The sequence below is a fragment of the Veillonella parvula genome, assembly GCF_047241225.1.
Classification (GTDB): domain Bacteria; phylum Bacillota; class Negativicutes; order Veillonellales; family Veillonellaceae; genus Veillonella; species Veillonella parvula_O.
Map to the genome: position 1 here is coordinate 422,713 of NZ_JBKTIE010000001.1, position 26,231 is coordinate 448,943.

Genomic DNA, 26,231 nt, shown 5'->3' on the forward strand with positions numbered 1-26,231 from the left:
TGTGCCGACAATTCATGAATTACATAAAAAACTTGTGAATAAAGAAATCAGTGCCGTTGAATTGACGAATGCTGTTATTGCTCATAAAGCTAAAGTGGAACCGACTGTGCATGCGTACTTGTCAGATTCTCATGACCGTGCTTTAACTATAGCTAAGGTTGTAGACGAAGCAATTGCTAAAGGTGAAGCGATTTCTCCACTAGCTGGTATTCCTGGTGCAATTAAAGATAATATTTGTATCAAAGACGAACCCGCAACTTGTGCGTCTAAAATGTTAGAAAACTTTGTGCCTCCATATAATGCGTCTGTTATCGAGCGCTTACAAGACAATCATTATATTAGCCTTGGTAAACTTAATATGGATGAATTTGCTATGGGCGGTTCTACAGAGAATTCTGCATTAGCAAAAACGACTAATCCATGGAATATTGACTGTGTACCGGGTGGTTCTTCTGGTGGTAGTGCAGCTGCTGTTTCTAGTGGTTCTGCAATTTGGGCTCTCGGTTCTGATACAGGTGGCTCCATTCGTCAACCAGCCTCTTTCTGTGGCGTAGTAGGTTTAAAACCAACCTATGGTAATGTATCCCGTTACGGCCTTATTGCTTTTGCATCTTCTTTAGATCAAATCGGACCTGTTACACGGGATGTAACGGATGCTGCATTGGTATTGAATGCTATTTCTGGTTACGATGCAAAGGATTCTACATCGATTCCAGGTGCTCGTGTGGATTACACTACAGCTCTTGTAAATGATGTAAAAAATCTTAAAATTGGTGTGCCAAAAGAATTCTTTGGTGAAGGTCTCAATAGTGAAGTTCGCAAAGCTATGGAAGAGGCTATCGAAACATATAAAAAATTAGGTGCTGAAATCATTGAGATTTCCTTGCCTAACTCTAAATATGCGTTGTCTGCATACTATATCATCGCATTGGCAGAGGCAAGCTCCAATTTGGCTCGTTATGACGGCGTAAGCTATGGTATGCGCGTACCTGCAGATAATCTAGTAGACATGTCTACTAAAACTCGTACAGAAGGTTTTGGCCCTGAGGTACAACGCCGTATCTTGTTAGGTACTTATGTATTGAGTGCTGGTTACTATGATGCTTACTATTTGAAAGCATTAAAAGTCCGCCGCCTCATTAAAAATGAATTTGATGAAGCATTCTCCAAAGTGGATTTGATTTTAACACCAACGGCACCTAATACGTCTTATAAATTTGGTGAAAAAGCAAATGACCCATTGGCAATGTATTTAGAAGATATCTGTACGGTACCAGCAAACCTTGCAGGTATTCCAGGCATTAGCATTCCAGCAGGTATGAGTAACAGTAATTTGCCAATCGGCTTACAATTGCTTGGACCTGCTATGGGTGAAGAAACATTGTTACGTGCCGCTTTCACATTTGAACAAGCACGTCCAGACTGTCAATTAGTAGCACCAACTGGGGAGGTTTCTCTATGAGTAGTAAATACGAAACAGTCGTTGGTTTAGAGGTTCATACAGAGCTTAAGACTAAGTCTAAAATCTTCTGTGGTTGTACCACTGAATTTGGCGGTGATCAAAATACACATGTATGCCCAGTGTGCCTTGGCTTACCTGGTGCAATGCCTGTGTTAAATAAACAAGTAGTAGAATTTGCTATTAAAGTAGGTTTAGCATTGAATTGTGAAATCCTTAACTTTAACAAATTTGACCGTAAAAACTACTATTATCCTGATTTGCCTAAAAACTATCAAACATCTCAATATGATTTGCCAATTTGCTTAAATGGTCATTTAGATATTGAGGTTAATGGTGAAACTAAACGCATCGGTATTACCCGTATTCATATGGAAGAGGATGCAGGTAAACTCGTCCATAGTGGCAACACTATTTCCGACTCTAAATCTTCTAATGTTGACTACAATCGTACGGGTGTACCTCTTCTTGAAATCGTATCTGAACCAGATATTCGTTCCGGTGCAGAAGCGAGAGCATACGTTGAAAAATTACGTTCTATTTTGCAATATTTAGAAGTATCTGACGGTCGTATGGAAGAGGGTTCTTTGCGTGGTGACTGTAACGTATCCGTACGTTTACGTGGCACTACAGAATTTGGTACACGTACAGAAACTAAAAATGTTAATTCTTTAACTGCAATCCAAAAAGTTGTTGAATATGAAGCATTGCGCCAAGCTAAGTTAATCGAAGCTGGCGGTACTGTAGATCAAGAAACACGTACTTGGGATGATGCACAAGGTATCACTCTTGGTATGCGTAAAAAAGACGAAGAAAACGATTACCGTTACTTCCCAGAACCAGATTTGGTACCAATCGTAATTACAGATGAAAAAATCGAAGAAGTACGTCGTGCACTGCCAGAATTACAAGATGCTAAGATTGAACGTTTTGTATCTGAATATGGCTTGTCTCGTGAAGATGCAACTATTCTTACTGTATCCCGTAAAACAGCGGACTTCTTAGATGCTACTGTAAAAGCAGGTGCAGATCCTAAGACTGTTGCTAACTGGATGCTTGGTGACTTGTCCAAGATGATTAATGAAAGCGGTTTAACATTTGCTGAATCCAAGGTAAGTCCTGAAAACTTGGCTGGTATGATTGCCCTAATCGACAAAGGTACAATTTCGGGTAAAATTGCGAAAAAAGTTATCGTATCCATGTGGGAATCCGGCAAGGATGCTGATACTATTGTAAAAGAGGAAGGTCTAGTTCAAATCACAGATACTGGTGCTATTGAAGAAATTGTTAAGCAAGTTATTGCTAATAATCCACAACCAGTAGCAGACTTCAAGAGTGGTAATGGTAAGGCTATAGGCTTCTTAGTTGGTCAAGTTATGAAGGAATCCAAAGGCCGAGCTAATCCTGGAATGGTAAATGAATTACTTAAAAAATTCTTAAATGACTGATATGAGTGTTAATATATATTAGCATTAATCAATATTAAAAAATACAATCCCTTCAGATATATGAGTTTATATCTGAAGGGATTTCTATTTGCCATTATGATGGTAAAATATGGTATAATAAATTGTATAAAATTTATTATTATTTGTTCATATAAAGGAAATACATATGAATGATCAACACAATATAAACAATAATCAATATACATATAGAAATGGTCAATCAGATGATACTTATAGTCGCAGTACTTATTCTGGTGAACCTAATACACGCGTATTATCCGATGATGAGAGACGAGAATTTGATGGTGTAACTATTGAAGAGGTAGGCGATTCCGTCCATGTAGATTCAACGCCAACCAATATCAATGACGAGCAACAATATTACGATGAAAACAATCAATATGAACCGAAAGTTAAGGTGTATAGCTTTACTAGTACAAGCTGGCTTAGTCGAATTGTCTTGTTTATTGTTTTAGCGATTATTTTGGCAGCTGTCGTATTCTTTGGTAGTGTCATTCTTACGGTAGTAACTGTTGTTATTTTAGTGGGTGCTATTATTTCTATTATCTTTAGTCTCTTTTAATGGTATAATACATATATTATGACTAGACGGTGGCTGAGCCATTCGATGATTTAAAGGGGACCTATGAACGTAGTTTTATCCACATTAAATTCAAAATTTATACATTCTTCTCTGGCTTTGCGTTATCTCAAAGCTTATGGGCAGGCTCACGGACAGGCATACGATATAGTAGAATATACTATTAATATGCCTGTTTTACATATTCTTAGTGATATTACAGAGCGCAATATTGATGTATTGGGCTTTGCTTGCTATATCTGGAATATCGAGATGACTTTACATGTAGTAGACATGGTGAAAGCTGTGCGACCAGATATTAAAATTATTTTAGGTGGGCCGGAGGTGTCTTTCACAGCCGATGAAATCTTAAATCGTTGTGCTGCGGTGGACTATGTCGTACAAGGTGAGGGGGAAGAAGCTTTTTATCAACTTATTAGTGCACTAATCGCTGGCAAGGATGGCTTAGAAGAGCAGATTCCTGGCGTACGTGGTCGCCACATTTCTGGCCGACTCCTGGGCTCTACTGATACGGTGGAGGTAAAAGATCTTAGTACCATACCATTCCCTTACGTAGAAGAGGATATGATAGATTTAGAACATAAAATCATCTACTATGAATCCTCTCGAGGGTGCCCATTCTCTTGTCAGTACTGTTTATCTGGCAATAAAAATACAGTTCGCTTTTTCCCGCAGGAAAGAACTTTTAAAGAACTACAGTGGTTTATCGATCATAAGGTAAAACAAGTTAAATTTGTTGATAGAACTTTTAACTGTGCGCCACATCATCATCGACCTATGATGGAATTCATGCGTGATGCTGATACGGAGACGAATTTCCATCTAGAAATGGAACCAGAGCTAATGACGAAATGGGAGACAAATATTCTCTGTGAAACACCACCAGGCCGTATTCAAATTGAGGTAGGGGTTCAAAGTACACATAAGAAAACCTTGGATGCTATTAATCGATATAATGATTGGCCGTATATTCAAAAGGCTATTCGTCCTATTATTGAAGCAGGCCGAACTCATGTGCACATGGATTTAATTGTAGGCCTGCCTTACGAGAATAAACAACGATTTGGATTATCCTTTAATGATCTTTTTAGTTTACAGCCACATGCGTTACAAATTGGTTTTTTAAAACTGTTAAAGGGTTCTGGTGTACGCCGTATGGAAGAGTATCAATACATTAGTGATCCCTTAGCGCCATATGAGGTATTAAGTACTCACGTGCTTCCTTATAGAGATATACGCTTCTTAAAACACTTTGAAGATGTCTTTGAACGCTTTTATAATAGTGAACGATTTAGAACTGTGTTTGGCTATATTGGTAGTAAGCTTATAAAAGAACATACTGATACATCTATAACTGGGGAAAATACAGAAACTAATCATGTACCACCTATGAAAAAGTACGATCCATCTAAAGTGGAGATAAAAAAAGATGCCTTTTCCTATTTCTGTGATATGACACAGGCTTGGCTCGATGCGGGTAATCATAAGATTAATTTAAAAGATATTGACCAAATTGAGTTCTTGTATAATTTCTTCTTAGCTAAAGGCGATACAGTGGCTGCCGAATTATTACAATATGATACACTCGTTAGCTATCGCGGTAAGGTTCGCAGTGAAGCTGTTGGTTTACCGAAGCAGACAAAGGAACTTTTACAAGAAGGGGAAGCATTCTGGCGCAATGAAGAAATTGCATCTCAATATATTCCAAACTATACATTTAAAGAGTGGCGCAAAATTCGCCAACAATATGTAGAAATGCCTATGTCTAAGGACACGGCTAAAGTGTTAGGTATAGAGAATGTACCAAATGTACCTTTTACAGTTGTAATCGACGTAAATAAAGAGGTAAAACCTTTTATACGTCCTGAAATAGAGGCTTGTTAGTAATATAAAAATAGTTTATCTAATTTTATATAATCAAAAGATTAGAGAATTTATGATAGTTGAAATATTACATAATAAGCGATGATTGGTTAGTTTAATAGGAGTGTTATGACCGATACAACGAGACCAAAACGATACCGCATGGTATCTAAATATTATAAAGAAACATATGGGGAAAAGGTTTATAAATTACCTGTAGCACTACCCTTGACCTGTCCTAACCGTGATGGTTCGGCAGGCGTAGGGGGATGTACATTCTGCGGTGAAATTGGTGCAGGCTATGAAAATCGTCCAGCGTGGATGACGGTACGCATGCAATTAGAGGAAAATATTGCTCACATAGGCCCTAAATATAAAGCAAAGAAGTTCATCCCTTATTACCAAAACTTTAGTAATACCTACTTGAATCTTGATGATTTTAAAAGCTATATTGAACAAGGTTGTATCGATGAAGCCGTGGGCATTGCTATTGCAACAAGACCCGATTGTATTGCTGATGAATATCTTGAAATATTAGCTGATATTGGGGATCGCTTTCATAAGGATATCTATATTGAGCTAGGTCTTCAAACGGTTAACTATGATACATTAGAGAAAATTAATCGTGGTCATGATTTAGCCCAGTTTATTGATGCCGTATTACGGATTAAGCGATATGGATTTAACATAACTACTCATATGATAGTTAATTTACCATGGGATACCATGAAGGATACTATTGAAGGGGCTCGCATTTTGTCAGCCCTTGGTGTAGATCAAGTTAAATTACATGCGTTATATATTGTTAAAAATACATTGATGGCCAAGTGGTATCAAGAGGGGCAGTTTACCCTAATTAGTGCGGAAGAATATGCTGATCGGGTTGTTAATTTTGTACGTCATTTACACCCTGACATTGTTTTACAGCGTCTTGTAGGTAGAGCGCCTGAAGATAATACGCTTTTTACAAACTGGTCCATGGGTTGGTGGCGCGTACAAGATTTAATTGATGATAAACTAGACGAACTAGATGCTCATCAAGGTGATCTCTGTGATTACCTAAATGGTAAAGCAGTTCGTAAATTTATAGATTAGGAGGTTGTATGAGCGAACAAGTATTTACATTTCCTACATATGACCTAGCACAATCCATACTAGGTCAACATAATCGATATCTGCATATGATGCTTGAGGTCATTTCTGCAGATGTAGTGGCACGTGGTGATACGGTAGTTATTAAGGGTGATGAGGACCAAGTAGAAGCTCTCTATCGTACCCTTGAAGAATTAGTATTCCTTTACCGTGAAGGTAGTACCATAACTGAGTCTCAAGTGCGTATTGCGGCTAAACTCGTGGCTAATGGTAAAGCTGATGCCGTACATACTATGTTTGAGGATACTTTATCCGTTAATATGCGCGGTAAAAATATTACGCCTAAAACGGAAGGTCAAAAATACTATGTAGATAGTATTCGAAAAAATACCATTACTTTTGGTATTGGTCCTGCTGGTACAGGTAAAACATTCCTAGCAGTAGCTTTAGCTGCATTCTATTTAAAAAACCGAAATGTAGATAAAATTATTTTGACACGCCCTGCTGTAGAGGCAGGTGAACGGTTAGGCTTCCTACCTGGTGAATTACAAGACAAGGTTGATCCTTATTTAAGACCTCTTTATGATGCATTACATGAAATGTTTGGTATCGAGCAAGTACAACGCTTTATGGAACGTGGTACTATCGAGGTAGCACCACTAGCGTATATGCGTGGCCGCACATTGGAAAATGCCTTCGTCATTCTCGATGAGGCTCAAAATACGACGGCAGAGCAGATGAAAATGTTCCTAACTCGTCTAGGTAACAACTCTAAAATGGTAGTCAACGGTGATAAGACACAAATTGACTTACCTCCACGTGTTGTGTCTGGCCTCGGCGAGGCTGAAAAGGTATTGCGTCATGTGCATGGTATTAATATGGTTTACTTTAGCGATCAAGACGTTGTTCGTCACGATTTAGTAGGTCGCATTGTAAAAGCTTACGATGCATATCACGAACGTAAGTTAGCTGGTGAGACTACAGAATCTAACGCAGTATCCAAAGAGAATGTAGCGAAAGGATAAGCATGTATATACACATTAGCTATGATGAAGGAATTCAAGAGGATTCCAATATTGAGGCTGTTATACGCAAGGTCTGCGATGAAGTGAGTCGCGTATATGGCCTCGATGAAGATGAAATGAGTATTTTACTCTGCAATAATGCTAAAATTCATGAGCTTAATAAGGAATATCGAGGCATCGATAGACCAACGGATGTATTGTCCTTTGCCCTCAATGAAGGGGATGATTACGAAGGTAGTGAAGAGGAACATCACTTACTTGGTGATATGATTATTTCCTTAGAGCGTACTCGTGAACAAGCTATTGAATATGGACATAGTTTTGAACGGGAATTAGCATATTTAACGACTCACAGTTGCTTACATATTTTAGGTTATGACCATATGAACGACGAAGATAAAAAAGAGATGCGCACAGAGGAAGAATTTATCCTAGGTAATTTGGGTTATGTGCGGGAGGATGCACCATATAATGAATAAGAACGAACATTTTAAATCAGGCTTTGTTGCCGTTGTAGGCCGCCCTAATGTGGGTAAATCTACCTTAATCAACGCTCTTATTGGCGATAAGATTGCTATCGTATCCGATAAGGCTCAAACAACGCGTAACCGTATCATTTGTGTATATACGGATGAATCCAAACAAATCGTATTTATGGATACACCTGGTGTGCATAAACCTAAGCACAAGTTAGGCGAATTCATGGTAGATGCTGCTATTGAGTCCTTAAAAGAAACGGAAGCCGTTTTATTTGTCGTAGCAGGCAATGAAAAACGTGGTCCTGGGGATAATTTTATTATTGAACAATTGAAACGTGTAAAGGTTCCTGTATTTTTGGTAGTCAACAAAATTGATACACTCAAAAAAGAAGAACTTTTAGAAGCAATCGTTTCTTATCAAGATGCATATCCTTTTGCAGGTGTAATTCCTATTTCTGCAAAAGATAAAGAAAACTTATCTGAAATTCTTAAGGTTCTAGAAGAAACATTGCCGGAAGGTCCGCAATATTTCCCAGAAGATATGATTACGGATCAACCGGAACGCCTTATTATTTCCGATATCGTTCGTGAAAAAATCTTGTTAGCTACACGAGATGAGATTCCTCATGCTATCGCTGTAGACGTAGATGAAATGAAAACACGTGATGATGGTACTACCTATATCCGCGCTACAATCTACTGTGAAAGAGACTCGCAAAAGGGTATTATCATCGGTAAAAAAGGTGCTTTGTTAAAACAACTTGGCGCTGAAGCGCGCGCAGACATTCAAAAGCTATTAGCTACAAAGGTGTACTTGGACCTTTGGGTTAAAGTAAAAAAAGATTGGCGAAATAAATCTGGTATGTTATCTGAACTTGGTTATAGAAAATAATTTGATATAATAAAAAGAAATAAGTGTTTCCATATTCATATGAAAGGAATAAAGATGGATAGTGTAGATGGCCTGTTACCCATAGGGTTTGGTCTGTTATGTATTTTTTTAATTAACTTTTTTGTGGTTGCAAAGTTCTCTTTTGCACGCCTTCGTAAAGAACATGTAGAGGATATGGACATCCTCTTGGAGAAGGATAGAGAATTTTTATTAAAGCTTTATCAAAATCCTGAGTATTTTTTAAATACTACACAGTTTTTGATTCTATTCTTTATTTTGGCCCTTGCAGGCACAGGTACTTTTGTATTCGATAATATTGTTGATCGTATAGTGGCGGTTCTTAACATTCATAGTACTTGGATGCATTTAGTGTTAGATATTATTCTATTACTATTAATTAGCTTAATTGTCCTAATTTTCGGTGAAATTGTACCTAAAGCATTGGGCTTATCCTTCCCTACAAAATATGTAAATACCTATAGCCGTATCGTAGTGGCTGCAGGTAAATTGGTGTATCCATTTATTTGGATTGCTAGTAAAATCTCCAATGTTATTTTAGGCTTTTACAAAACAAAATATTTAACAGAGCTTGACCTTGTGTACTCAGAGGAAGAAATTCGCATGATGATTTCTCGAAGCCACGAGGAAGGGCAATTGGACCAAGTAGAGTCTGAGTTAATCGATAATGTCTTTAACTTTGTAGATCGCATGGCGAAAGAGGTTATGGTGCCTCGTCAAGACGTAGACTGCGTATTCGTAGAAGATGGTTACGATGAAGCTATGAAGGTTATCCGCTCTAAAGTACATACACGTTATCCACTCTGTGTAGAGGATAAGGATCACATTATTGGCCTCGTTCATATTAAAGATTTAATGGAACGCCCTAATCAAGCCCGTAAGGATTTGCGCAATATTAAACGAGATATTCTTACTGTTCCAGAGGTAATGAAATTATCTACCTTGTTGCAATATATGAGAACGCGCCGTATTTATCTAGCTGTAGTAGTAGATGAATATGGTGGCATGGTAGGTCTTGTAGGCTTAGAAGATATTATAGAAGAGTTGGTTGGAGATATCCAAGACGAGCATGAGCCGCATTTACCAGCTACGATGTCCTATGCAGATGGTTCCTTCGAGTTTGATGGCAAGGTCCTTGTAGACGAAGTAGAAGAGATTATGAATATTGAAATTGATAATTCTGATTCTGATACAATTGGTGGCTATGTCTTTGGTTTATTAGAACGTACACCAATCGTAGGTGATACGGTGGATGCTCATGGTTATACCTTTGAAGTTACGCAAATGCAAGGATATCGTATCTCTCGCATTAAAGTAACACCTATACCAGTAGAGGAACCAACGGAAGAAGAAAATGAAGAAGCTTAATGGTGGTTTTAATACGCCAGCCATCGTTATTAGTCGAAAAAAGTATAAGTTGTATTCCGTATTTACATTTATTACGCCTAGCTTGGGACTTATTAAAGCATCGATTCCACATAAGCGTATGATGACCATGCGTAACAGTTCCTATTTACGTCCATTCAGTGCTATGTATATTACAGTCGTGCCTGATGGGGAGTATGTAAATGTGACGCAAATTGATGGATCCTATGTGGTGGAATCCTTAGATGTAAACCTCGATAATATTGCTTATGCAGCGGTAGCGAGTGAGCTCATTCAAGAGTTATTTGCCATGTATGACGTAGACCGTAAGGTCTTTGATACGGTAGTAAATTACTCAAAGCAAATTCGTCGTCGCAATGTACAATTGGGAACGATTATGCTTGGATGGCAATTATTATCCCTCGCAGGAATTGTGCCAAGTGCTAATGCTTTTACACAGCAAGATGGAATCGATCCATTTTGGTTGCAGGTACGAGAAACGACGAATCTTAGTATTTCTCGTTCTGTGAAAGCCGCATTACCTCAGATTCTCGCTTACCAGTGGGGTGAAGATACGCCTTTAGAACTTCCGAAAACAATATGGAAGGAATTTGAGAAGCTTTTATTCTCTTATTGTGAGCAAGAAATAGGTAAGCCATTACAAAGCGTTAAGTTTTTAAACTCTATAATTTAATGTGAAAAGCATCAATCATAGTATTGGTGCTTTTTCTATATTTATGGTTACATATGAAAAAATATAATACTAATAGACATATGTACATCTGTAGTTGACACTTTTAATAACAATTATTTATAATATAACAATGTTATATTATATGTTTTTATAGGAGGTCATTATGCAGCTTTTGGGAAATCTCAAAATACATTTTCTAGCGCTCGTACTAACTGTAGTCGCTGAATTTATAGGCATAAAAAAACTAGGTCCTGTTGTATTGTTGCCATTATTGTACACATTGATTCTAGGTTTATTAATTTCTATTCCTAAGTTTAAAATTCTTACGATTAAACAGATGGAAAAATCTGCCGATTATATCGGTATTGCCGTTATGATCTTAATGGTAAAAGTAGGACTTGGTATTGGTCCAAATCTTGGTATTCTTACAAGTGCTGGCTGGGCATTGTTATTACAAGAGTTTGGTCATTTCTTTGGTACGATTGTATTCGGTTTACCTATAGCTTTGTTAGTAGGTATGCGTCGAGAAGCAGTAGGTGCTTGTTACTCTGTAGACCGTGAGCCGAACGTAGCAATTATTATCGACAAATTTGGCTTTAGCTCTCCTGAGGGTCGTGGCGTTATGGGCATGTACATCTGTGGCGTTCTTATCGGTGCTATGTGGTCCTCCGTATTGGCTGGCATGTTGGCACAATCTGGTTGGTTTCATCCATTGGCATTAGCTATGGGCGCTGGCGTAGGTAGTGCTAGTATGATGGCGGCAGCTACAGCTCCAATCATTGCAGTATATCCAGATTATGAACAACAAATTATGGCTCTTGCTGGGGCTGCAAACTTGTTGACTACCGTTCTAGGCGTATACTTTGGCCTATTTGTTTCGTTACCAGTTATGGAGAAAACATACAACTTCTTTACAGGCCGTACCCGTGAACAAGACTTAGCAGAGGAGGCAGCAAATCATGAGTAAAAGTGAAAAATTAACACAATTTGTCATCGTTATTTGTATCGCTGCTATCATCACTGCAGTAGGTAACGTAATGGATGGTAAACATCTATTTAGCGATAGTTTAGTTGGCGTAGCTATCTTGGCAGTTCTTGCTACAATTGGTGCTTTAATCTCTAACTTGCCATATACTAATAAATTACCTATGGTATTCTGGGTATCTTTAGTTGGTGTTATTGCATCATTACCAGGTATGCCTGGCCAAGAATGGATTATAGCTAAAACTAGCCAAGTTACATTCCTTGCTACAACAACACCAGTACTTGCGTATGCAGGTTTATCCTTGGGTAAAGACCTAGGCGCTTTCCGTCGATTGTCTTGGCGCATTATTCCTGTTGCATTAGCTGTAACAGCAGGTACTTTCATCTGTGCAACAGCATTAGCCCAATTAGTACTTCATTTAGAAGGTTTAATTTAATACTAAATCATAATGTTAGATGTCTAAACTATGTTAAGATATACATATAGATTTATATTTTAGAAGATATCTATATATCATGATCGACCGTATTTTATACGGTCGATTTTATAAAGGAGATATTATGAGCCGTATGACAAAGGAAGAAGTAAAACAACGCGTATGTGAAGCTATTGTTAATGCACAACCATGTTTACGAGAATTGGCTGAATCTATTATGGCTGAACCTGAGTTGGGTTTTAAAGAGGTAAAAACCTCTAAAAAGGTTCAAGATATGTTTGATGAACTTGGCATTTCTTATACTACTGGTCATGCACTGACAGGTGTAAAAGGTAGAATGAAAGGCCGTGATAGCAAATATACGGTTGCAATGGTGGGGGAATTAGATGCCATTCTCTGTCCTCGCCATCCTCGTGCCGATGATTTAACAGGCGCCGCTCATTGCTGTGGTCATAATGTACAAATTACAAATATGTTTGCTGTCGCTATGGGCCTACAAGCTGTGATGGATCAACTCGCTGGGGATGTCGTATTATTTGCTGTCCCAGCAGAGGAAATGATTGAAATTGATTACCGCAATAAATTGCGTGAGCAAGGTAAGCTTAAGTATATGGGTGGTAAGCAACAGCTCATCTATGAAGGAGCTTTCGACGATATTGATATGGCTATGCAAATGCATGTGGAGACAGCCAAAACACCAGCTGGTGAAATGGGGCTTGGTAGTACCTCTAATGGTTTTGTATCTAAACTGATTGAATATCACGGTAAGGTAGCTCATGCGGCTCAAGCACCCCATGAAGGCATCAATGCTCTTAATGCTGCTTTGATGGGGGTTATGGGGGTTAACTCCATTCGTGAAACTTTCAAAGAAAGCGATTATTTCAGATTCCACCCAATCATTAATCAAGGTGGCACATTGGTAAATTGTGTGCCTGATTATGTCCAAGTTGAAAGTTACGTACGTGCCTCTAATATTGAAGCTATTGTAGATGGTAACCATCGTGTGAACAGAGCATTAAAAGCCGGTGGCGATGCAGTAGGGGCCACATGTGTTATCAAGGACTTACCTGGTTATTTGCCGATGCGTAATGATGAACGTATGAATGCTCTATTGCGAGAAAATTCAAATCCTATCTTTGGTGAAGCCAATGTTTACCAAGGCCCACATATTACAGCTAGTACAGACATGGGGGACGTATCTCACTTGATGCCGGTCATCCATCCATGGGTTGGTTGTATAAGTGGTGTACTACACAGTGCGGAATATGAAATCTCTGTACCTGATGTAGCATACATCAAAACAGCACAAGCATTGGCTATGACAATCGTAGACTTACTGTACGATGATGCTGTAGGTGCTAAAGACGTATTAGATAACTTTACACCAGCATTAAACAAACAAAGCTATATTGAACTCTTAGATCGTATTGCTAAGGGTGAATAAAATAAACCACCTATCAAAGATGAATTGATTATCTTTGGTAGGTGGTTTTACAGTTTAAACTCTCTATTGACTATCAAAATAAAAACATAATAAAATATAAAGCAGGTTTACATTTTATTACAAAAGGAGAAATATGAAAAAGAGAGAATTATTATTCTGTCTAAGTTTAGTGTGTATGGTACCAATACATATTTTGGGTGCTAAACCTATTGATACTCAAGAACAACTAGATAGAGCGAGAGAACAACAACTAGCGAGAGAGGCGCGGCTTGGAGAGGGACGAATTACAGTACAAACAGGTGGAATAGATTTTTCATCTGGTTCTTTAACATCACAAGATGGTTATACAGTACCGGCACAACAGCCAGCACATGTAGAGCCATCTTTTTTGGTATCTCATATCCGTGTTGTTGAAGAACCTATTAGTCAGTCTGCAGAATTAACATATAGTAATATGATAAATACTACTATGGATCAGACAACATTTGTGGATAATAGTTCTGCAGCAAGTGTACGATTAATTAAAGGTCCATTATATTATGAAGCACAAAAAAAGAAGATACAATTAAATGTGCCTAACGAGTTTACGTTTCTACGTAAAACAATTAAACCATTTGTAAATCGTAAACTTACAGTTGAAGATGTAAATAGATTATCTACTAACTTAAATACTGCACTTATAGAACATGGATACGTCACGTCTCGGATTGGTATTCCATCCCAATCATTAGCTTCAGGTAATCTACAATTCAATTTACAACTCGGTCGCGTAGAGTCTGTCTTATATAAAACGTATGCACAACCATTGCCATGGCAAAATGCATTTCCTATTCGTGAAGGGGATATCCTTAATATTCGAAATATAGAACAGGGTATAGAGCAAATGAAGCGAATTGGCTCTCAAAATGTGTCTGTTGAGCTTGAGCCAGGAACAAAACCGTTAGCTACGAATATTGTACTTGAAACTACTAAAAAACCAGCAATTCATGGAATGATATCCATAGATGATTCTGGACTAAAAGATACTGGTAAACTACAGTGGACGGCTGCAATTGGAGTTGATAGGGTATTTAATGCTAATGATTCATTAAATTTAAGTATTAATCGAGATGCTGCTCAAGATGGTGAACGAAAAGGTAGTCGAAACCATACTATTTCTTATTCAATACCTAGAGGAAAGGATACCTTTAGTATTTCCTATAGTGATATGAAATATCATCAAACGATTAATTCTATGGCTACTCCATTTATTAGTTCTAGTCATGCCAAGACTGTAAGAGGTTCGTGGAATCATGTATTTCATCGAGATCGAACGACTAAACGTAGTTGGGATATTATTATCAGTAAGCGTAATGCTAAAAATTATATTAATGATGTAGAAGTTGCTGTACAACGTGCTAATACAGCTTCTTTAGAAGTAGGTATATCAGAACGAAGATATATTAAGCAAAACACGTTATATTCTAGAGTGGCTATTAAACAAGGGGTTGGTTGGTTTGGTTCACAACCTGAATATGGTAATGGAGCACCTAGCACTCGATTTACACAACTTTTAGTAGATGTGGATTATCAAATTCCACGTATATGGGGACATAGACCAGCAAGTATTACGTCATCTTTCCATGGACAATGGACATTAGGGGATAAACGTTTATTCTCTAGAGATATGATTAGCCTTGGTAATCGATATACAGTACAAGGGTTTGATGGTGAAAATACACTAATGGCTGAAAGTGGCTGGTATATGCGTAATGAGGTTGCTAGTTACATCCCTAAATGGAAATCAAGTGTTTATGCTAATATTGACTTTGGCGCCGTATATGGTCCAAGTACGGAGGTATTAACAGGAAAATTTATTGCTGGCACTAGTCTTGGGATGAGAGGACAATTTAAATCTGGATTATTCTATGATGTATTTGTTGGGGCTCCTTTATATAAACCAAGTGGTTACAAAACTGATTCTGTAACAGCAGGTTTCCAAGCAGGTGTGCGGTTCTAATATAGTATACGTATTAATTGAGAGAGTAAATATGAAACAAAAACGATTACAATATAAAATAGCAGTATGGCTTACTATGGGTTTAATGATCGTTGATCCTTTAGTCGTACCGTTTGTATATGCAGAAAATCCTATAGAGGTAGATCGAAATGCGCCACATGAAAGACAAGCCATGATCGGACAAGCTGCTAACGGTGTCACATTAGTAAATGTCGTTGGCCCTAGTGCTGGTGGAGTATCTAGAAATGATTATACTAACTTTAACGTACCACAAAATGGTGTAATTCTTAATAACTCTTACCAAATGTCTAATACCAAGCTTGGTGGATATGTTCCTGGTAATACTAATATGATGCGTGGTTCTGCCAATGTCATTGTTAATGAGATTACTTCACACAATCCAACCAATATGAACGGGTTTATTGAGGTAGCAGGTCATAAAGCTTCAGTAGTTATAGCAAATCCTAATGGTATTACTGTAGATGGTGGCGGATTTATCAATACAGATCGAGCAGTATTAACTACAGGTAAACCTGAATATGATTTATCAGGAAATCTAAACTCATATCGGGTGGAGCGAGGAATTGTTGCTATTAATAGAAACGGTCTTAATGCCAAAGAGGCTAACTCGTTACAAATTTTAACAGAAGCAGCGAGTGTAAATGCTGGAATCTGGGCAAATTCGATCGAAGCTCGCACGGGTAAGAACAAAATAGATGCTAATACATTAGACACGCAAAAAATTGGTAATTCTAACAATATTGGCTTAGATGTATCCGCAATTGGGGGTATGTATGCAAATTCTATTACTCTGAAAGGGACCAATACTGGTCTTGGGGTAAATGTTAAAGGTGTAGTAAGTTCTTCACAAGCCTCTAGTATTACTAGTGATGGTCAAATTGTAGTTGATGGTGGCGTTACAAGTAATGGCAATACTATTTTAGATGGACAAAGTATAGCAATTCATTCAAATGGTGTGGTTCAAGGTGATTCCTCTACAACTGTACATAGTCAAGAAAAGGTAAACAATAATGGTCTTATCAACTCTGGAAATACTACAACTATAAATGCTAAATCTATAGATAATCATGAAGGTGGACGTATTTATGGTGATACAGTAGATATTAAAGCTAATATAGTTACAAATCATACTAATAGTGAAATAGAAGAACGCTATCATAAAGCTGGTAAAGAGCTAGAAAAGGCAAAAAATGAACTTGATGCTGAATGGAATGCTGATATATCTAAATATAAGACCAAGCCTGAGTTAGACGCACATCGTCAACGGATTAATGATTTAACAAAAGCGTATGATGATGTACAAGAGAAAGTTACTGCTCTTAAGGCAGAACTAGATTCTCATAAGTCTGGTGTAATTGCGGGTCGTAATCACGTTAATATAACTTCAAATACAATAGATAATACTGGTAAAGGTCTCATTTATAGTGGTGGAACTATGGACTTTATTGCTAAAGATGGTATACATAATAAAGGGGCGACTATTAAAGCTACAAAGTCTATTAAACTTGATACTCCTACAGTAGAAAATAATAATGTTGCGTTAGGAACCAAGCGTGTTTCAGATGGGATTACTAAAAATCCAGATAAAATAAAAGTTACTCATCCAAATCATAAATTAGAAGGTCAGGTATTTGATAAGTCTGAGTTCCCATATGCTGATGATTCAAGTGGTTATGGTACACCGCATGTAAAACCAGTTAAAACGCCTGAAGATGAAGCTTATAATAAGGAAATGAATAAGAATGAGAACCGAATAAATCAGTTTACAATCATTAGAAGTGAAGCCGAACAAACTCACAAAAAGATTACCAATGATGATCCAGGTATCATTAGTAGTGGTGGTGATTTAGTAACTACTGGTATACTTTATAATGATAATAGCAGCGTGATTTCAGGAGGAACTTTTAAAACAAAGGGCTCTATACAAAACATATCAGATATGATTAGTGATAAAACCTTTATTACTGGAACTACTCAAGAGAGTAGAACCGAAAAGAAAAGGAAACGTCATGGTTATAGAAGTAAACGTATACGTGTTTGGGGCCCTGAAGTCTTTATGACACCGTCGATTACTGAAGAAAATGTAAAACCAATTGGTACTCTAAAAGAGCACGCTGAAGATAAAGTATCCAAAGCTACTATTGCAAAGGTCAATGATAGTTTAGATCCATATGGTCTGGGTGGGGGCAAAGGTAAAGCAAGTCAAACCATAGATGGTTTATCGTTACCAACAGAGGCACTATATGATATTCATCCTGCTATTACGGCTAATGCTTTGATAGAGACTGACCCTGCTTTTACTAATCGAAAGAATTTTTTATCCTCTCAATTTATGATTGATGCGTTGACAAATAATCCTGAAAGAAGATTCAAACGTTTAGGTGATGGATTCTATGAACAGCAACTTATTAATGAGCAAATAGTATCAGCTACAGGTAAACAGTATTTAGAAGGTTATACAGATAATGAAGCTGAATATAAAGCATTATTAGAGGCTGGTGTAGCTTTTGGTAAAGCTTTTAAATTAACACCTGGAATTGCCTTATCTAAAGAACAAATGAAAGCTATAACGACTGATATGGTGTGGTTAGAAACTAAAACAGTTGTAGTAGATGGAAAAGCTCAACAAGTTCTATATCCTAAAGTATATTTAGCGAAACAACCTGCAAAATCTGTTGATGCAATGGGTGGAATCATAAGTGGTAAAGCTATTGTTAGCAACACTAATGCAGATATTCTAAATCAAGGCATTATGACTGCAGATACAATTGTATTAGGGGCTAATGATGTAGAAAATACAGGTCGTATAGATGGACGTAAAGTGACTATTAAGGCATCTCAAGACGTAATAAATACTGGTAATATTCATGGTGAGAAACAGGTTAATATTAATGTTGGTCGTGATATTAATGTAGGTGCTCATGTAAATAGATTACAACATCACGATATTGTTGGTCGCCAAGGAACTATAGGTGTAGGAGAAAAAGGCGATTTAGTTTTATCTGCTAAACGAGATGTTAACCTTAAAGGTGCTATTGTTTATACTGGAGATAATTCTAAAGCAACGATTGAGGCTGGTCAGAATATTAATTTAACAACAGAGGCATTATCCGCTAAAAAGGATATGACTGTTAATAGTGAGAATTATAATCGCACAGATCGTCGTACTGAATTAGGTACAGCTATTTTAAGTGATAGTAATGTTAATTTACATGCAGGAAATGATGTAAATATCCGCAATGGTATTGTTAATAGTGAACATGGTGTCACATCTGTTGAAGCTGGAAATGATGTTACTATTACAAATGGGCAAAGTTATAGTCGTGATGAATATGGTCTAAAATACAAAGAAAAGAGTTTACTATCTCGTACAACTAATATCATACGTACAGATCATGAACGCACAGGTGTTTTATCTTCAACAATTGGTGGAGATACGATTAATGTGAAAGCTAATCGCAATGTTTCGGTAACAGGTTCTAATATTTTGGGAACAAAAGATGTATCCGTATCTGCAGGTAATGACGTGCGTACAGATTCAGGTGAAGAAACACAACGTGATGATGTATATCAATATAGTAAAAAATCTGGCTTAATGGGCGCTGGTATAGGCTTTACTATTGGTAGTAAAAAAGTGACTGATACAACAGATGGCAGATATAAAAATCAAGTTGCTACCAATATTTCTTCCTCTAAGGACGAGATAAATGTTAGTGCTGGTAATTCAATTCACAGTACAACAACAAACTATTTTAGTAATAAACCGATAGACTTATCTGCTCAAAATGTAACGGTTGATGGAAAACATAATACTGCACATGTAGTGCAAAGTCACGAGGAGAAGCGTTCCGGTCTTACTGTAAGTGTTGGTGGTCAAATTGTTAATGAATTGAATGCTGTTCAGCAACTTGGTAAGCGTGCTAACTCTAGAAAAAATAGCAACTTATCAACATTAGAGTATCTTGAGGCTGCAAATACTTTAAAACATGCTTATAATGATGGGACTTCTTATAAAAATGCTAAGATAGAAAAACTTGTAGAAAAAGAAAAAGATATACTTGCTAAGGCTGATGAACTTAATAAAGCATATCAGGCAGAACATCCTGAAGAGAGCAATGCTATGCATCCAGATGTAAGAACAGCGATTAATAATGTAAATAATAGAATTAAAAAAGATCGTTTACTCAATATACAAGTAGGTATTGGTTCAAGTAAATTTAAACAGCATAGCGAACTTAATCAAGAAAATTATATAGGTAGTTCTATAGGGAGCAAAAATAATGTAAGTATTACTGCAGATAGTGATAATAGTGACAAAGGAAATATTCATATTAAAGGTAGTATTGTAGAGGCTCCAAAGGTTAATCTAAATGCATCAAATAACTTAAGTATAGATGCAGGAACGAACTCTTTAGTACAACGCGATACATATACAAGCTCAGGATGGTCTGTTGGTGCCACAGTTAGTCCTCACGGTAATGGTGTTATTGGTTTAGATGCTAATGTGTATAAAGGTAAAGAAAATGCATTAGAGACAACTAAGACGCATACTGGAACTGTTATTCGTGGTAAACAAGTCAATACTGTCTCTGGAAATGATACAGAAATTATTGGTTCTAAGGTCATCGGTGAAAGTGTGACCACAAAAGTTGGACATAATTTGAATATTGAAAGTTTACAAGATACGAATGACTACCATAAAATAAGTAAAAATAAAGGTATATCTGTATCTTATGGAATGAGTGGACCTGTAAGAGTTGGATTTGATAATTCGAGAGGCACTACAGACAGTCACTATGCAAGTGTTACAGATCAGGCTGGTATATACGCAGGTGATGGTGGATATAATGTACAGGTAAATAATGCAACTACACTTACAGGTGGTATAATTAAAGGGAGTCCTGATAAATCCAAGAATAAATTATCCTCTAATTCTTTAAAAATGAATGATATTCAAAATAAAGCATCCTATTCAGCAAAAACTTCTGGATATAGTTTATCTACAACTAAACGCTCTAAAAATAATCCGATAGGTATTACTGGCAGCCCTAAAATGGGGATTCCTGTGAAAGGTAATTCTAAATCAACTACTCATTCTGCCATCAGTGAAGGTATCATTGAAATTGCTGAGAAAGAATCTTTAGAAAAGATTAATCATGATACGGAACAAGCATTAAATAAACTAGCACCGATTTTTGATAAGAAAACAGTAGAAGAAAAACAAATTCTTTTATCTAAAATTTCTGATCATGGATATAAATTAATTGGTGATATTGCTGTTAGCGAACAAAAAAAATATGTAATATTAGCTGAATCTGCTGAAAATGCTAATAATGAAAAATTAGCAAAAGAATACTTGGACAAGGCTAAAAAATGGGATGATGGTGGAATTTATAAAGTTGCTTTACATGGTGCGCTTGGTGCAACTATATCGAAGCTTTCTGGATATGATTCTTTTAATGGATTTAAAATTAGTGCAATAAATGAAGTTACACAACCACTTCTAAGAAAAATCGATAATCCTGACATGCAAAAGTTAGTTAGTATAATTTTAGGGAAAAGTATTAGTGATCAATCAATAGCAGTGCCTTTGATAAATTCAGCCGTTGATAATAATTGGTTGACCCATGACGATCAGCTAAACTTGTTACGTGATTATAGAAGTTTTAAGTATGGAGAAATTAGTTTAGACGAATGGGTTAGAAAACTTGCTTATTATGATACCCTTATGTGGTATGAATACAATCATAATTCAATCTATAAAACTAATAATGAAACATCCATACTTTTAAATGGTGAATTGGAAAGTAGTATACCAGAAGTAATTGGATCGGGTTCATTCCAAGATATTATGAACAATTTAGTATATAAATATGTTACATCAAATGGCCTAGAAGATTCATTTAGTATGTACAAACAAGAGGCTAGTTCTAGAATTGTTTCTTCTAATAAAGCATATGAAGACTCCTTGCTAAATGACTATATTGATAAATATGGTGTAGAAAAAGGGCGTGCATTATATGGATATGAAAAACAGAAACGTGATAGAATCAATAATAATTCTATTAATAATTTAACTTTAAGTGTTGATAAAGATATTTTATATAATAACCACACTAGTACAACCAAAATATTTGACTATAATTTAAATTCTAATAATCCTAATGATACTATAGAAGTTAGTAAACCTACTAATAGTATAAGTACTAGAGATTTAGAAAAGTCGGTTTTAACTAATACTACATCTGAGTTGACCAATCAACCTTTAAAGGGGTATTTATATTATACTGAGAATGCTAAACCTGCTTTTAGAGTAGTTAATAGATTGGGGGGGGTTTTTAGTATAGGAAGCATGACAAATGATTTTGTGCAAGACTATTATACCTATAGTGGAACCAATTTAGTTAAAGCTTGGGGGACAAATTTAATTCCTCCAATAGGCTCTGCAATAGGAGGTGCTTATGGTACTGCAGAAGGATTCAAACTAGGATATCCTTATGGACCAATTGCGACAGCAGTTTCATCTTATTCTTTAGGAACTTTAGGAAGTATTTCCGGTGGAATAGCAGGAGATATAAAAAAAATGGAGCTACGACAAGATATTCCGACAGATGAAGAGATTAGAAAACGAGGTGAAAATAATAAATGAAATTAGTATATTATTTTGCTACTATATCCTTGTTTTTAGCATTTGCCTATAGTGTAATTCAATATATTCGAAGATCTAATGAGGACATAAATGAAAAATATAGATTAATTAGTTTAGGAATATTTTTAGTTGTATTTTTTGTGGATTTTAAGTTCTTAGATGATATAAATAAACAATTTAAATATCTAGTTGAGTTTTTACTATTATCATTCAGTACCTACTTGTTTTCGCTAATATTTAAAAATAGTAACCATAAATGGATTTACTATTTATTTACTTTCTTTACTATATTGCTATTTTTAATGGCTATCTTATTTTCTATATAATTTTATTCAAGTTATATATTTAGCTAGATATAGGTATTAATTTATTTTTCAACATATATTTGGGGTAAAAGTTTTAGATAATAGTTTGACATTCATCCCTCTCTATTGCTACAATATTGTGTATAATATATGCGATGAAGCAGAGTAGTAAACCTCTCTAGCGAGTGAGGATGGTGTAAGCTCACATTTGGTTGAAGGCGCTGTAGAGCATTGGCAGGAACGCAGGTATCTGTTAGTAAAGGCCAACATAGAAAAAAGAGGGCGCAAGCCAAATAGGGTGGAACCGCGGGTATACTCGTCCCTGTAACGTTTTTCGTTACAGGGACTTTTTTGTTTGTAACGAAATGGTTGATTTTATGTCGGTTGTGTAAAGTGGAGGCAGCAATGACATTTCAAGAGATTATTTTAAATTTACAAAAATTCTGGAGCGATCAAGGTTGTATCGTTCAAAATCCATATGACATAGAAAAAGGTGCAGGTACAATGAATCCTGCTACATTCTTACATGCTATTGGTCCTGAACCATGGGCTGTATGTTATGTAGAGCCTTCTCGTCGTCCAGCAGACGGTCGTTATGGCGATAACCCTAACCGTTTGTTCCAACATCATCAATTCCAAGTTATCGTGAAACCATCTCCAGATAACATCCAAGAATTGTACTTACAATCTTTGGCTGCATTGGGTATTCATGCTGAAGATCACGATATCCGTTTCGTTGAGGATAACTGGGAATCTCCAACATTGGGTGCTTGGGGTCTTGGTTGGGAAGTATGGCTCGACGGTATGGAAGTAACTCAGTTCACATATTTCCAACAAGTTGGTTCCATTGATTGTAAACCAGTTTCCGTAGAAATTACATACGGTTTAGAACGTTTGGCTATGTACATTCAAGGCGTAGAAAACGTATATGACCTTAAATGGAATGAAAATGTTACATACGGTGATGTTTGGCATGCTAACGAAGTTGAACAATCCGTATACAACTTTGAATTAGCTGATACAGATATGCTTTTCAAATTGTTTGATATGTACGAAGCAGAAGCAAAACGCGTTTGTGCAGCTGGTTATGTATTACCAGCTTACGACTATGTATTGAAATGTTCCCACACATTCAACTTACTTGATTCCCGTGGCGCTATTTCCATCAGCGAACGTACTGCTTTCATCGGCCGCGTACGTGCATTGGCTCGTATTTGTGCACAACAATACCTCGCTAAACGCGAAGAGTTAGGTTTCCCACTTTTGAAAGGAGATAAATAAGATGGCAAAAGATTTATTATTTGAAATCGGTGCAGAAGAAATTCCTGCCGGCTTTATGCCAAATATCTTAGGTCAATTGAAACAATTGGCTGAAACAAAATTAAATGATGCCCATCTTTCTTTTGAAAGCATCGCAACATACGGCACACCACGTCGTTTGGCTCTTATCGTGAAAGGTCTTGCTGACACATCTGCTGAAATCAGTGAACGTCATAAAGGTCCTTCTGCGTCTATCGCATATGATGCTGACGGTAATGCCACAAAAGCAGCTATCGGCTTTGCTCGTGGTAAAGGTCTTGATGTAGCTGATCTCGTTGTAGAAGACGGCTATATTTACGCTGAAACCAAAACTGCAGGGGTTCCTGCAAAAGATATCGTCACAGATATGTTACCTCAATTGATTACAGGTCTTAACTTCCCTAAATCCATGCATTGGGGTAATTTAGATGCTAAGTTCGTACGTCCTGTACGTTGGCTTGTAGCTTTACTTGATGAAGAAGTAATTCCTGTAGAATTTGCTACTGTAAAATCTGGTAATGTAACACGTGGTCATCGTTTTTTAGGGGCTGATGAAATCACTATTAAAAATGCAGCATCCTATGTAGATACATTAAAAGAAAACTTTGTTATGGTTGATCAAGACGCACGTCGTGAATTGATCTCCAAACAATTACATGATATGGCAGCTTCTAAAAATGCATCCATCGTTTGGGATGATGATTTGTTAGAAGAAATCAACTATCTTGTTGAATGGCCTACAGCATTGTGTGGTGGCTTTGAAGAGTCTTACTTGACACTTCCAGATGCAGCCATCATCACACCAATGAAAGACCATCAACGTTATTTCCCATTAGTTGATCAAGACGGCAAATTGTTGCCAATGTTCTTAACCGTTCGCAATGGCTCCGATCATTCTATTGAAGTAGTTCAAGCTGGTAATGAACGTGTATTGCGCGCCCGTCTTGATGATGCTAAATTCTTCTTCAACGAAGACCGCAAGAAACCTCTTATCGACCGTCAAGATGGTTTGACTAAAATTGTATTCCAAGAAGGTCTTGGTAATTTAGCGGATAAAACTGAACGTTTACTTAAATTGGGCCGTGTATTTGGTGAAGAATGTGGCTTGCACGAAGATACAGCTGTTGTGTTAGAACGCGCTACAGAGCTCGCTAAAACCGACCTTACAACCGGTATGGTTACAGAATTCACTGAATTACAAGGTGTCATGGGTAAGGAATACGCTTTACTCGATGGTGAATCCCCTGAAGTGGCAGAAGCTATTTTTGAACAATACTTACCACGTTTTGCAGGTGATGTATTGCCTCAAACTGAGGCCGGTAAAGTATTGTCCATCATCGATAAAGTAGATAACATCGTCGCTACTTTCAGCCGTGGTTTAATCCCTACAGGCTCTCAAGATCCATATGCATTGCGTCGTCAAACAATTGGTATCTTGAATATCTTGCTTGGTAGCGAATGGAATATCAGCTTACGTCCAATCTTCAAAGCATCTATGGAATTACTTAATGTACTAGCTGAAAAACAAGACGAATTGCTTGACCAAGTAGAAGAGTTCTTCACACTTCGTTTGAAAAATATCTTCCTTGATCGCGAAGTTCCTCATCATGTAATTGACTTATTGTTATCTAACAACGAATTGTCTGTTGCTGATGCTGAAGGTCTTGTAAATGCATTGTTAGCTAACCGCATCGATGAAAACGTTGAACTTGTTCAAGCTTATACTCGTATGTACAATCTTGTAAAAGATGTGGAATATACTGGTGTTAATAGCGATTTATTGAAAGAAGATGCTGAAAAAGAATTGTTCGAAGCTGCTTCTAAAGCATCTGAAGCAAGTAGTGCTGCTTGGGAAGCTGGCGATTATGATGCAGTCGTGGCAGTTCCAGCTACTTTAGTTCCAGCCATTAACAAATTCTTTGAAGATGTAATGGTTATGGATAAAGATGAAGCTATTAAAGCTAACCGTTTACAACTCGTTCGTTTAGCATACAGTGTAATGGCTATTATTGGCGATATTAGCGCATTAAAATAACATATTCTAGTAAAAGTTAAAATTTTTATAATGATATACAGGAGAAGAGGTACCGTGCGTACCTCTTTTTTGCTTTTACGAAGAATATGCAAATTTTATGCAGGATTTTTAGAGACTATGAC

The 26,231-nt window shown here is 36.9% G+C and carries 17 protein-coding genes; all 17 read left to right on the top strand.

What is annotated here, in order from left to right; genetic code table 11:
• Position 1 precedes the first annotated feature (1 nt).
• Positions 2–1,462 carry an Asp-tRNA(Asn)/Glu-tRNA(Gln) amidotransferase subunit GatA gene (gene gatA, locus ACLRYO_RS01980; RefSeq protein ID WP_278618107.1) on the top strand — a complete coding sequence of 487 codons (1,461 nt, stop codon included), beginning with the start codon at positions 2–4 and terminating at the stop codon, positions 1,460–1,462.
• On the top strand, positions 1,459–2,907 hold the full coding sequence (gene gatB, locus ACLRYO_RS01985) for an Asp-tRNA(Asn)/Glu-tRNA(Gln) amidotransferase subunit GatB (protein ID WP_101928315.1): 1,449 nt from the start codon (positions 1,459–1,461) through the stop codon (positions 2,905–2,907). The genes gatA and gatB overlap by 4 nt, the downstream gene beginning before the upstream one ends.
• Positions 2,908–3,073: 166 nt before the next feature.
• The gene (locus ACLRYO_RS01990) at positions 3,074–3,490 is read left to right on the top strand and encodes a hypothetical protein (protein WP_012864422.1); all 417 of its coding nucleotides are present in this window, start codon (positions 3,074–3,076) and stop codon (positions 3,488–3,490) included.
• Positions 3,491–3,553: 63 nt separating this feature from the next.
• Positions 3,554–5,392, top strand: a complete 1,839-nt coding sequence (locus tag ACLRYO_RS01995; protein WP_012864421.1) for a B12-binding domain-containing radical SAM protein — start codon at positions 3,554–3,556, stop codon at positions 5,390–5,392.
• 108 nt (positions 5,393–5,500) lie between these two features.
• Entirely contained in the window at positions 5,501–6,466 is a 966-nt protein-coding gene (locus ACLRYO_RS02000; RefSeq protein ID WP_187002445.1) for a TIGR01212 family radical SAM protein, read from the top strand.
• An 8-nt stretch (positions 6,467–6,474) separates the two neighbouring features.
• Positions 6,475–7,488 carry a PhoH family protein gene (locus ACLRYO_RS02005; protein WP_120054817.1) on the top strand — a complete coding sequence of 338 codons (1,014 nt, stop codon included), beginning with the start codon at positions 6,475–6,477 and terminating at the stop codon, positions 7,486–7,488.
• A gap of 2 nt (positions 7,489–7,490) precedes the next feature.
• Entirely contained in the window at positions 7,491–7,967 is a 477-nt protein-coding gene (gene ybeY, locus ACLRYO_RS02010) for an rRNA maturation RNase YbeY (RefSeq protein WP_008714003.1), read from the top strand.
• On the top strand, positions 7,960–8,859 hold the full coding sequence (gene era, locus ACLRYO_RS02015; RefSeq protein ID WP_004695950.1) for a GTPase Era: 900 nt from the start codon (positions 7,960–7,962) through the stop codon (positions 8,857–8,859). Before ybeY ends, era begins: the two co-directional genes overlap by 8 nt.
• Before the next feature lie 54 nt (positions 8,860–8,913).
• Positions 8,914–10,245 (top strand): hemolysin family protein, encoded by a 1,332-nt coding sequence (locus tag ACLRYO_RS02020; RefSeq protein WP_004695947.1) that lies wholly within the window; start codon positions 8,914–8,916, stop codon positions 10,243–10,245.
• On the top strand, positions 10,232–10,936 hold the full coding sequence (recO, locus tag ACLRYO_RS02025; protein WP_008713997.1) for a DNA repair protein RecO: 705 nt from the start codon (positions 10,232–10,234) through the stop codon (positions 10,934–10,936). Before ACLRYO_RS02020 ends, recO begins: the two co-directional genes overlap by 14 nt.
• A gap of 163 nt (positions 10,937–11,099) precedes the next feature.
• A complete protein-coding gene (locus ACLRYO_RS02030; protein WP_039964965.1) occupies positions 11,100–11,903 on the top strand; it encodes a DUF3100 domain-containing protein in 804 nt (267 codons plus the stop codon).
• On the top strand, positions 11,896–12,357 hold the full coding sequence (locus ACLRYO_RS02035; RefSeq protein ID WP_038125372.1) for a hypothetical protein: 462 nt from the start codon (positions 11,896–11,898) through the stop codon (positions 12,355–12,357). The genes ACLRYO_RS02030 and ACLRYO_RS02035 overlap by 8 nt, the downstream gene beginning before the upstream one ends.
• 124 nt (positions 12,358–12,481) lie before the next feature.
• Complete coding sequence (locus tag ACLRYO_RS02040) at positions 12,482–13,801, top strand: amidohydrolase (RefSeq protein ID WP_120054816.1); 1,320 nt, start codon at positions 12,482–12,484, stop codon at positions 13,799–13,801.
• 133 nt (positions 13,802–13,934) lie between these two features.
• Positions 13,935–15,800 carry a ShlB/FhaC/HecB family hemolysin secretion/activation protein gene (locus ACLRYO_RS02045; protein ID WP_187002446.1) on the top strand — a complete coding sequence of 622 codons (1,866 nt, stop codon included), beginning with the start codon at positions 13,935–13,937 and terminating at the stop codon, positions 15,798–15,800.
• Positions 15,801–15,831: 31 nt separating this feature from the next.
• Entirely contained in the window at positions 15,832–22,470 is a 6,639-nt protein-coding gene (locus ACLRYO_RS02050; RefSeq protein WP_024062584.1) for a hemagglutinin repeat-containing protein, read from the top strand.
• Between the two features lie 710 nt (positions 22,471–23,180).
• Positions 23,181–24,056 (top strand): glycine--tRNA ligase subunit alpha, encoded by an 876-nt coding sequence (gene glyQ, locus ACLRYO_RS02055; protein WP_021148183.1) that lies wholly within the window; start codon positions 23,181–23,183, stop codon positions 24,054–24,056.
• Position 24,057: 1 nt separating this feature from the next.
• On the top strand, positions 24,058–26,109 hold the full coding sequence (gene glyS / locus ACLRYO_RS02060; RefSeq protein WP_077708450.1) for a glycine--tRNA ligase subunit beta: 2,052 nt from the start codon (positions 24,058–24,060) through the stop codon (positions 26,107–26,109).
• The last annotated feature ends 122 nt before the right edge of the window (positions 26,110–26,231 follow it).

Excerpts from the sequence above, each read along its gene's own strand:
- gatB (WP_101928315.1), top strand. The coding sequence starts at position 1,459 with ATGAGTAGTAAATACGAAACAGTCGTTGGTTTAGAGGTTCATACAGAG.
- ACLRYO_RS01990 (WP_012864422.1), top strand. The coding sequence starts at position 3,074 with ATGAATGATCAACACAATATAAACAATAATCAATATACATATAGAAAT.
- ACLRYO_RS01995 (WP_012864421.1), top strand. The coding sequence starts at position 3,554 with ATGAACGTAGTTTTATCCACATTAAATTCAAAATTTATACATTCTTCT.
- ACLRYO_RS02000 (WP_187002445.1), top strand. The coding sequence starts at position 5,501 with ATGACCGATACAACGAGACCAAAACGATACCGCATGGTATCTAAATAT.
- ACLRYO_RS02005 (WP_120054817.1), top strand. The coding sequence starts at position 6,475 with ATGAGCGAACAAGTATTTACATTTCCTACATATGACCTAGCACAATCC.
- ybeY (WP_008714003.1), top strand. The coding sequence starts at position 7,491 with ATGTATATACACATTAGCTATGATGAAGGAATTCAAGAGGATTCCAAT.
- era (WP_004695950.1), top strand. The coding sequence starts at position 7,960 with ATGAATAAGAACGAACATTTTAAATCAGGCTTTGTTGCCGTTGTAGGC.
- ACLRYO_RS02020 (WP_004695947.1), top strand. The coding sequence starts at position 8,914 with ATGGATAGTGTAGATGGCCTGTTACCCATAGGGTTTGGTCTGTTATGT.
- recO (WP_008713997.1), top strand. The coding sequence starts at position 10,232 with ATGAAGAAGCTTAATGGTGGTTTTAATACGCCAGCCATCGTTATTAGT.
- ACLRYO_RS02030 (WP_039964965.1), top strand. The coding sequence starts at position 11,100 with ATGCAGCTTTTGGGAAATCTCAAAATACATTTTCTAGCGCTCGTACTA.
- ACLRYO_RS02035 (WP_038125372.1), top strand. The coding sequence starts at position 11,896 with ATGAGTAAAAGTGAAAAATTAACACAATTTGTCATCGTTATTTGTATC.
- ACLRYO_RS02040 (WP_120054816.1), top strand. The coding sequence starts at position 12,482 with ATGAGCCGTATGACAAAGGAAGAAGTAAAACAACGCGTATGTGAAGCT.
- ACLRYO_RS02045 (WP_187002446.1), top strand. The coding sequence starts at position 13,935 with ATGAAAAAGAGAGAATTATTATTCTGTCTAAGTTTAGTGTGTATGGTA.
- ACLRYO_RS02050 (WP_024062584.1), top strand. The coding sequence starts at position 15,832 with ATGAAACAAAAACGATTACAATATAAAATAGCAGTATGGCTTACTATG.
- glyQ (WP_021148183.1), top strand. The coding sequence starts at position 23,181 with ATGACATTTCAAGAGATTATTTTAAATTTACAAAAATTCTGGAGCGAT.
- glyS (WP_077708450.1), top strand. The coding sequence starts at position 24,058 with ATGGCAAAAGATTTATTATTTGAAATCGGTGCAGAAGAAATTCCTGCC.